Genomic DNA, 7641 nt, shown 5'->3' with positions numbered 1-7641 from the left:
CGTCAGGGCCGGGTGAGCGCGGCGGGCGCCCGCGCCTATGGCGTGGTCGCCGATGGCGAGGGCCGGGTCGATGCCGCCGCCACCGCCGCGCTGCGTGCCGAACTGGCCGCTGCGCAGGCGGCCGAGCCCGCCATCTTCAATCGCGGCGGCACGGTGGAGGAGCTGCGCGCCCGTTGCCTCGCCGAAACCGGCCTGCCGGCGCCGCGGCCGCCGCAGTGGCACGCGCAAGCCATTGCGGCCGAATAAGGACAGCAGCGATGACCGAGGATAACACCGGCCCGCTGGCCGGCATCAGGGTCGTGGAGATGGGCCAGCTGATTGCCGGGCCCTTCTGCGGGCAGTTGCTGGGCGACATGGGCGCCGACGTGATCAAGCTGGAACCGCCCGGTCAGGGTGATCCGATGCGCGTGTGGGGGCGCGGCGATTATCCGCTGTGGTGGGAAGTGGTGGCCCGCAACAAGCGCGCCGTGTCGTGCAACCTGCGCGAACCCGAAGGCCAGGCGCTGGCCCGGCAGCTGATCGCCAAGGCCGATATCCTCATCGAGAATTTCCGCCCCGGCACGCTGGAGAAATGGGGGATGGCTCCGGCGGAGCTGCACGCGCTGAATCCCGGCCTGATCATCGTGCGCGTCTCGGGCTATGGCCAGTCAGGCCCCTATTCCGCCCGCGCCGGCTTTGGCGGCATCGGCGAGGCGATGGGCGGCTGGCGCGCCATCGTCGGCGATCCCGATCGCCCGCCCAGCCGCATGGGCGTCTCGATCGGGGACAGCCTGGCGGCCACCTATGGCGCGCTGGGGGCGCTGGCCGCGCTCAACCATCGCCATGGCACCGGCAAAGGCCAGGTGGTCGATTCCGCCCTGTATGAAGCGGTGCTGCAGGTGATGGAATCGCTGGTGCCGGAGTATGTCGCCTCGGGCTATGTACGCGAACGCTCGGGCTCGGTGCTGCCGGGCATCGCGCCGTCCAACGTCTACCCGTGCCGCGACGGCGAATATCTGATCGGCGCCAACCAGGACACGGTGTTCCGCCGCCTGTGCGAGGCCATGGGCCGGCCTGACCTTGCCGACGACGAACGCTATTCCACCCACGTGGCGCGCGGTCGGCACCAGGAGGAGCTGGATGCGCTGATCGGCGCGTGGACCGCCACGCTGACCATCGCCGAACTGGAGCAGAAGATGATCGATGCCGGCGTGCCGGCCGGGCGGCTCTATCGCCCGCAGGACATGCTGGACGATCCGCACTTCCAGGCGCGCGAGGCGATCATCGGCGTCCCCCACCCTCGCTGGGGCGAGGTGAAGATGCAGAATGTCTTCCCGAAACTTTCGGCCACCCCGGGGCGGGTGCGGCGTCCGGCGCCGGCCAGCATCGGCGCCGACAACGCGGACGTCTATGGCGAGATGCTGGGGCTGGATGCCGCCGCGCTCGCCGATCTGAAGGCGCGCGGGATCATCTGAGCGGCCCCACCGCCTGCCAGACCATCGCCAACCCCAGGGCAGCCATCAGCACGGCGGCCAGCCGCTGCAAGAACCGCAGCGGCAGTCTGGCCAGCAGGCGATCCCCAAGCAGGACGGCCGGCACGTTGGCCAGCATCATGCCGAGCGTGGTGCCCAGCGTGACGGCCAGGACATCGACCGGAGCATCGCCGAATCGGGCTCCAAGGCCGATGGTGGCAATCTGTGTCTTGTCGCCGATCTCGGCCAGGAAGAAGGCGACCAGCGTGGTCAGGAACAGGCCGCCGCGCGGGGTTGGTGGTGCGTCGTCGGGTTTGTCAGGCACCAGCAGCCACGCCGCCGTGGCCAGAAAGCCCAGCCCGACCAGCGTGCGAAACGCTGGCCCGGCAAACCAGTTGGCCAGCGCCGCGCCAGCCCAGGCCGCCAGCGCGTGATTGGCAAGCGTTGCAACGGCGACGCCGGCGATGATCGGCACCGGCCGGCGATAACGCGCCGCCAGCAGCACCGACAGCAGCTGGGTGCGGTCCCCCATTTCGGCCAGCGCGACCAGGCCTGTTGACGTGAAAAGGGTTGCGGCAAGATCCGGCATGACGACGCTCCCCCGGCAGACACGCATGACACCACGGCCCGCCGGGTGCGGCCGCGATGTCATCGGTCTTGCCCGCTCCCTGATCGGGAGCCGGCGCCACCATGGCCGTGCCGGCCAAGCCTGTTGATGGCGCCATTGGGGGCTACTCCCCGGTTGACGCATGCGCGATAGCAGCTTGCGACGCAGGCGTCCACGGCGCACACTGATGCCATGTCGCTGTTTCCCCTGCTGCTGGCGGCGGCTGCCAGCCTGCCCGTGGCCTCATTGCCGCCCGCCATCCCCCAACCCGCTACACTTGGGCCTGCTGCACCTGCGCCCGCCGGTTCACCGCTGATCGCGCCGGCCACCATCGACAACAATCTGGAGATCAGCGGCGAGGAGCTGGAGGCGGAACAGCTGAAGAAGCGCCTGTTCATTGAGGTCAAGGTCAACGACAACGGCCCCCACCGCTTCCTTGTGGACTCGGGCGCCGACCGTTCGGTGGTGAGCGAGGGCCTGGCGCTGCGCCTGGCACTGCCGGCCGGCGAAAGCGTGAAGGTGCAGGGCATGGCCGGCGCAGTCAGCGTCGCCACGGTCGAGGTGGCGGCGCTGGCGCTGGGCCAGTCGGAAGTGGGGCCGATCACCGCCCCGGCCTTGCCTGCCCGCCACCTCGGCGCCGACGGCCTGATCGGCATCGATGCGCTGGCCGATCAGCGGCTGATGCTCGATTTCGACAAGCGCACTGTCACCGTGCAGGATTCGCGCCAGCCCTACACATCGATGGGCGGCGAGATCCTGGTCACCGCCAAGCGGCGCAAGGGCCAGCTGATCATCACCCAGGCGTCAGTGCGCGGCCGCCCGGTGGCCGCGGTGATCGATACGGGCAGCGAGCTGACGCTGGGCAACCAGGCGCTTCGCGAACGCCTGTTCGGCACGCGCATCCCCAATGGCATGCGCGAGATCGAACTGATCTCGGTGACGGGCCAGGTGCTGAAGGCCCAGGCCGTCGTGCTCGACGATGTGCGCATCGGCGGGCTGATGCTCAACAATGTCCTGATCGCCTTTGCCGATGCGCCGCCGTTCGCCCTGTTCGGCCTGTCGGAACAGCCGGCCATCTTCCTGGGCTCAGACCTCTTGGCCAGCTTCCGGCGCGTGAGCCTCGATTTCCGCAACCGCAAGGTGCGCTTCACCCTGCGGCCCGGCTCCACCCTGCGGCCGTTTGCGACCGTTCAGTTCTGAAGCGTGTTGGCGGCCAGCCGCTCGAACTGGCTCTGACAGCCAGCCTCCACCAACGCGATGCCCAGGGCTCCCACGTCCGCAGCAGCCGTCACCTGCTTGATCGTCAGGGTGACCACTGATTTGCCGCCGCTGATGGTGAGCGTGCCAGCGCGTCCCGCGACCGCCGCCGGCAACGCGGCCGTCGCCTGACCGGCAGCAAAGCTGACCGTGCCGCTGGCGCCATCGTCGCGGGCGATGCGCAAGGATTGGGCAGCCGCCGTATCGGCCCGCCACAGGGCAATGCTGGTCGGATCAAGCACGCACACCGTATCGCTGGCCCGGATATCGAGCGTCCACACGCCGGGCGGCGTGGGCGGCCCCTGGTCCTGCCCGCCGGCGCGCACCGCCCCGATGCGGGCCCGCCGCGCCGGCTTCTGCACCAGAAGGTCGGAAAAGGCGACCTCGCCGGCGGCGGCGCTGGGCGCGGCCAGGCTGAAGGTGCCAGGCCCCGAAAAACTGCGGGTGCCGCGCGCATCGAGCACCACGATGGAATCGCCAGCCTTCAGGGTGAGCGGCGTGTCGGGCAGGCGCATGCCGGGTCGGAACTGCGGGGCAGATGGACCGGCGGCGCGCACAACCAACGGCCCGGCCACGGCGACCGCGGGCATGGCCAGCATCAAGGTGACGGCCAACAGCCTAATCGAGATCATAGACACCTCCCGGTCCCACCTGTTCGAGACGTCTTACCAGATACGCCAGCGCCGTGTCTTGCGGTGCAGCGGCTGAACGCTGCCTGAGTGCGGCCAGTGCCGCGCCGTCGCCGGCCGCTATCGCTGCCAGCAGCGCATCGCCGGCCTGTTCCGGCCCGGCGCTGGCCAGCGCCAGCGGCTCGAACACGTCGATCGGCTTCTCGCGGCCGCGCACCCGCACCCGGCCCATCGCCCGGAAGCGGTCGAGGCCCATCTGTTCGGCGGCCTCGCGGCTGACCAGCGCCGCGGTTTTCAAGGACTTGTTGGCGCCCTCCAGCCGGGCGGCGACGTTCATGGCATCGCCCAGCGCCGTATACTGGATCCGCCCTTCGCCGCCGAAATTGCCGACGACCACGTCACCCCAGTGCAGGCCCACCCGGGTGCGCCCCATCGCCGGGCGGCCGGCTTCGGCGATGCGGAAGCGTTCCCCGGCCTGGACCATCTCCACCGCGCAGGCCAGCGCGCGGCGGGCATCATCGTCGCGCGCGATCGGCGCCCCCCAGAAGGCGACCACGGCATCGGCGACGAACTTGTCGAGCGTGCCGCCGTGCTTCAGCACCACCTCGCTCATGGTGTCGAGATATTCGTTGAGCGTCGACGCCACCACCTCCGGCGGCTGGCTCTGGCACATGGAGGTGAAGCCCTCGATATCGCTGAACAGCGCGAACACCGGCCGCCGTTCGCCGCTCAATTGCAGCCGTTCGGGTTCGCGCAGGATCTGCTGGGCGACATCGCGCGGCAGATATTTGCCAAGCGCGCCCTGGGCGAAGCGCCGCTGCTCGGCGCCGACGATGCGTGCCATGGTGGAGGCCGCCATCAGGGCCAGCAGCCAACCCACCCCAAGGCCGGCGCACGGCAGGCCATATGTGTCATAGCCCTGGCCGGCGAGCCCGTAGGGCAGCCAGCCGAGTGCAAAAATCTCCACGATGACAAACGGGATCAGCAGCCGCGCACTGGCGTCGAACCCACCAGTCAATGCGCCGAGCAGCACCGCGGCCAGCGCCAGCGCCCACATCACTGCCGATGGCAAGGGAGTGAGCACCGCGCCATCGAGCGCCTGGGCAATCAGCACGGCATGCAGTTCGACCCCCGGTGTGGTCTGGCCTGACAGCCGGGTGAAGGGCGTGATGAAACGGTCCACCTCCGGCAGGTCGGCGCCGACCAGCACGATCTTGCCGGCAATCGCGTCCTTCAGGGCGGCAGCGGTCTCGGCATTGCCGAACAGGTCGATGGGCAGCGAGGCGAACACCGGCCGGTCGGCAAACTGCGGCCGCCGCAGCCTCACCGAGCCCTGGTGGCCCTCATAGCCCTTCACGCCAGTGATGGCATTGACCAGCAGCGGCGGCGGCTGGCGCGCCGGGCGGGGCCATTGCCGCCACGCGTTGTCGCTGTCGACATCGAGGCGGATGTTGGCGGTGCGCACCGGAGCGTTGGCGACACCGGCAAAATAGGCCCGCATATGGGCTTCCTGCCAGGGCATGATGAACTCGCCGTTCTCGGCATTGCTGGAAAAGCCGAACCAGGTCGGCGTGTGAATGGCCTTCAACGCCGCCGTGAGCGCCGGATCCTCCGGCTGCGGCTGGTCGATCAGGATATCCACTCCGATGGCGCGGGGGCCCAGCGCATCGAGATTGGTCAGCGCCCGGGCCAGCATGGTGCGATCGAGCGGCGAGCGCTTGCCGGTGGCGGCCAGCGTCTCCTCGGTGAACACCACCAGCACCACCCGGTCATCCTGATCGACGCGCGGCGCGGTGAGGTCGGCGCGCACGTCATAGAGGCCGCGCTCGGCGGCGAGTGCGAGCGGCAGGTTCCAGCTGTAGCGCGCCATCAGCAAGGCCAGCAGCAACACCAGCCCGGTGACGATCAGGCGCAGCGGGCCGGCCTGGCCAATCGCCTGGCGCAGGGTTGCAAAGCCATCGCCGAGGCGGGCGCTGCCTCTCACCCGGCCTCAGCGACCCCGGGTCGGCGCGGCCGGCGTCAACAGCGGCTTGGCGGCGTCGCCGATGATGGCAAAGCCCGACCAGTAATAGGGATGGGAGGTTTCCACCGCGTCCATCATCGCCACCTGGCTGCGACGCAAGGCTTCGCCCACGCTCTGTTGCCCGGCATCGGCGAACAGGCCGGTGACCAGCGTCGCGGTGGCGTCATAGCTGTCCGGCACCGGCCAGTGGCTGGCGATCACCGCGCGGGCGCCGGCCCCCACAAAGGCGCGCACCAGGCCATCGAGGGCGAAATTGCCGCCCGTGGTGATGCCGGCCTCGCGCGTGGCCGAAGCGCTGGCGGCGCCGGCCGTGTCGCAGGCGGACAGGATGATGGTGTCGGCATCCAACGACAGGTCGAAGATCTCGCGGAAGCTCAGGAGGCCATCGCTGTCACTGCCGCCAAAGCTGGTCAGCAGGGCCGGGCGTGCCGCGCATTGCGGGCGCGGCGCCGTCACCAGCCCGTGGGTGGCGAAGTGCAGCACACGATAATCCTTAAGGTCGGGCCGCGCCATCAGCGCATTGTCGTTGAAGGCGGCTCCGGTCACAACATCGGCGCCGCCGGCCTTCAGCAGCCCGGCGGCGAGCTGCAGTTCGGCAGCCGCAATGGGGTGCTGCCATTCGGCCAGCGGCCAGTCGCAATCGGCAGCCGTGGCGGCCAGCACGCCGGCGGGAATGGCGCTGGCCATGGCCGTGCCGGCGTCTGGCACCCGGTTCTCGCCGAGGCCCAGATAGGCCTTGCCGGCGCGGCTACCGGCGAGGCCGCGCACATCGATGAAGGCGCGCGGCGACGTGGCGGTGGAGATGATTCGGTCGCGGCCCAGCCAGGCAAGACCGCGGGCATCGAAGGCATCGGCATTCTCATCGGCCTGGCGCGCGGCATAGGCGGCCATGTTGGTGTCAGCCGTGATCAGCAGGTTGAAGGGCAATTGCAGCATTGCGCCATCGGGTTCCACCACAAGGTGCCGGCTGGCCAGAACCAGCCGCGACACCGGGCCATCATCGGGGCCCGTCAGCAGGCCAAACAGGCGGCGCGCGGCGGCGGCATCGAAGGGATAGGTGGTGGGCCGGCCATTCTCGAACAGCACCACCGTGTCGCGGATCGCCTTGACCATCTGGCCCAGCGCAGCCGGGCCAGCGGCCAGCCGGATCACCGCAGCCGTCTCCCGGTTCAGTGCCAGCGAATAGGCATCATCACCCACCAGGATCAGCTTGAAATAGGCTTCACCGGGCTGCAGCGCCTGTTGCAGCTGGGCCAGCGTGACACTGGTTCCTGAAATGCTGCGATAGCGCGGAAAGGCCGACAATTGCGCCAGGATCGCGGTCTGCTCGGCGCCCAGCGTGGCCACCCGCTCCCGCAGCGAGTCCAGCTGCTCGCGCTCCACCGGGGTGGGCGCCTCCAGCTGCGACAGGCGGGCGATGTCGCCCTGGCTGCGCACGATATCGCGGGACAGGGTGATGGACTGGCGGAACAGCCCGGCGGCGGCATCGCTGCCCCCCGAAAGCTCGCGGGCCAGCACCGCCTGGGTTTGCGCCACGCCGGGGCGCACCAGGATCTGGCTGGCATCGAACAGATCCGCGGCGGCCGCTGCATCCCCGCTGGCCGCAAGCTGGGCAAACCACGGCCCCAGCAGCGGGCGCAGCACCTGGCCAGCGCCCGGCGTATCGGGCGCGGC

At 69.8% G+C, this 7641-nt stretch carries 6 protein-coding genes and 1 pseudogene; 3 read left to right on the top strand and 4 right to left on the bottom strand.

Annotation, left to right across the window (positions count from 1 at the left end):
- Positions 1 to 246, top strand: a pseudogene (locus GJV64_RS08900) (hydantoinase B/oxoprolinase family protein); the annotation flags it as partial.
- Positions 247 to 257: 11 nt separating this feature from the next.
- Entirely contained in the window at positions 258 to 1454 is a 1197-nt protein-coding gene (locus GJV64_RS08895) for a CaiB/BaiF CoA transferase family protein (RefSeq protein ID WP_164156903.1), read from the top strand.
- Here GJV64_RS08895 and GJV64_RS08890 read toward each other — a convergent pair.
- Positions 1447 to 2040, bottom strand: coding sequence for a TMEM165/GDT1 family protein (locus GJV64_RS08890; RefSeq protein WP_164156902.1), 594 nt, complete (start codon positions 2038 to 2040; stop codon positions 1447 to 1449). The genes GJV64_RS08895 and GJV64_RS08890 overlap by 8 nt on opposite strands.
- Positions 2041 to 2250: 210 nt before the next feature.
- Here GJV64_RS08890 and GJV64_RS08885 point away from each other — a divergent pair, with 210 nt between their 5' ends.
- The gene (locus GJV64_RS08885; protein WP_164156901.1) at positions 2251 to 3258 is read left to right on the top strand and encodes an aspartyl protease family protein; all 1008 of its coding nucleotides are present in this window, start codon (positions 2251 to 2253) and stop codon (positions 3256 to 3258) included.
- Here the strand turns inward: GJV64_RS08885 and GJV64_RS08880 are convergent.
- The 3 genes from GJV64_RS08880 to GJV64_RS08870 all read right to left on the bottom strand — a co-directional run.
- Positions 3249 to 3914, bottom strand: coding sequence for a hypothetical protein (locus tag GJV64_RS08880; protein WP_164156900.1), 666 nt, complete (start codon positions 3912 to 3914; stop codon positions 3249 to 3251). The genes GJV64_RS08885 and GJV64_RS08880 overlap by 10 nt on opposite strands.
- Before the next feature lie 19 nt (positions 3915 to 3933).
- A complete protein-coding gene (locus tag GJV64_RS08875; protein ID WP_235927672.1) occupies positions 3934 to 5928 on the bottom strand; it encodes an adenylate/guanylate cyclase domain-containing protein in 1995 nt (664 codons plus the stop codon).
- A gap of 6 nt (positions 5929 to 5934) precedes the next feature.
- Positions 5935 to 7641: CHAT domain-containing protein (locus GJV64_RS08870; RefSeq protein WP_164156899.1), on the bottom strand; the 1707-nt coding region annotated here is incomplete at its 5' end.

The organism is Sandarakinorhabdus rubra (assembly GCF_010994245.1).
Lineage (GTDB): Bacteria > Pseudomonadota > Alphaproteobacteria > Sphingomonadales > Sphingomonadaceae > Sandarakinorhabdus > Sandarakinorhabdus rubra.
Note: the sequence above shows the minus strand (reverse complement) of the source record. Positions and strands in the feature narration are given on the sequence as shown.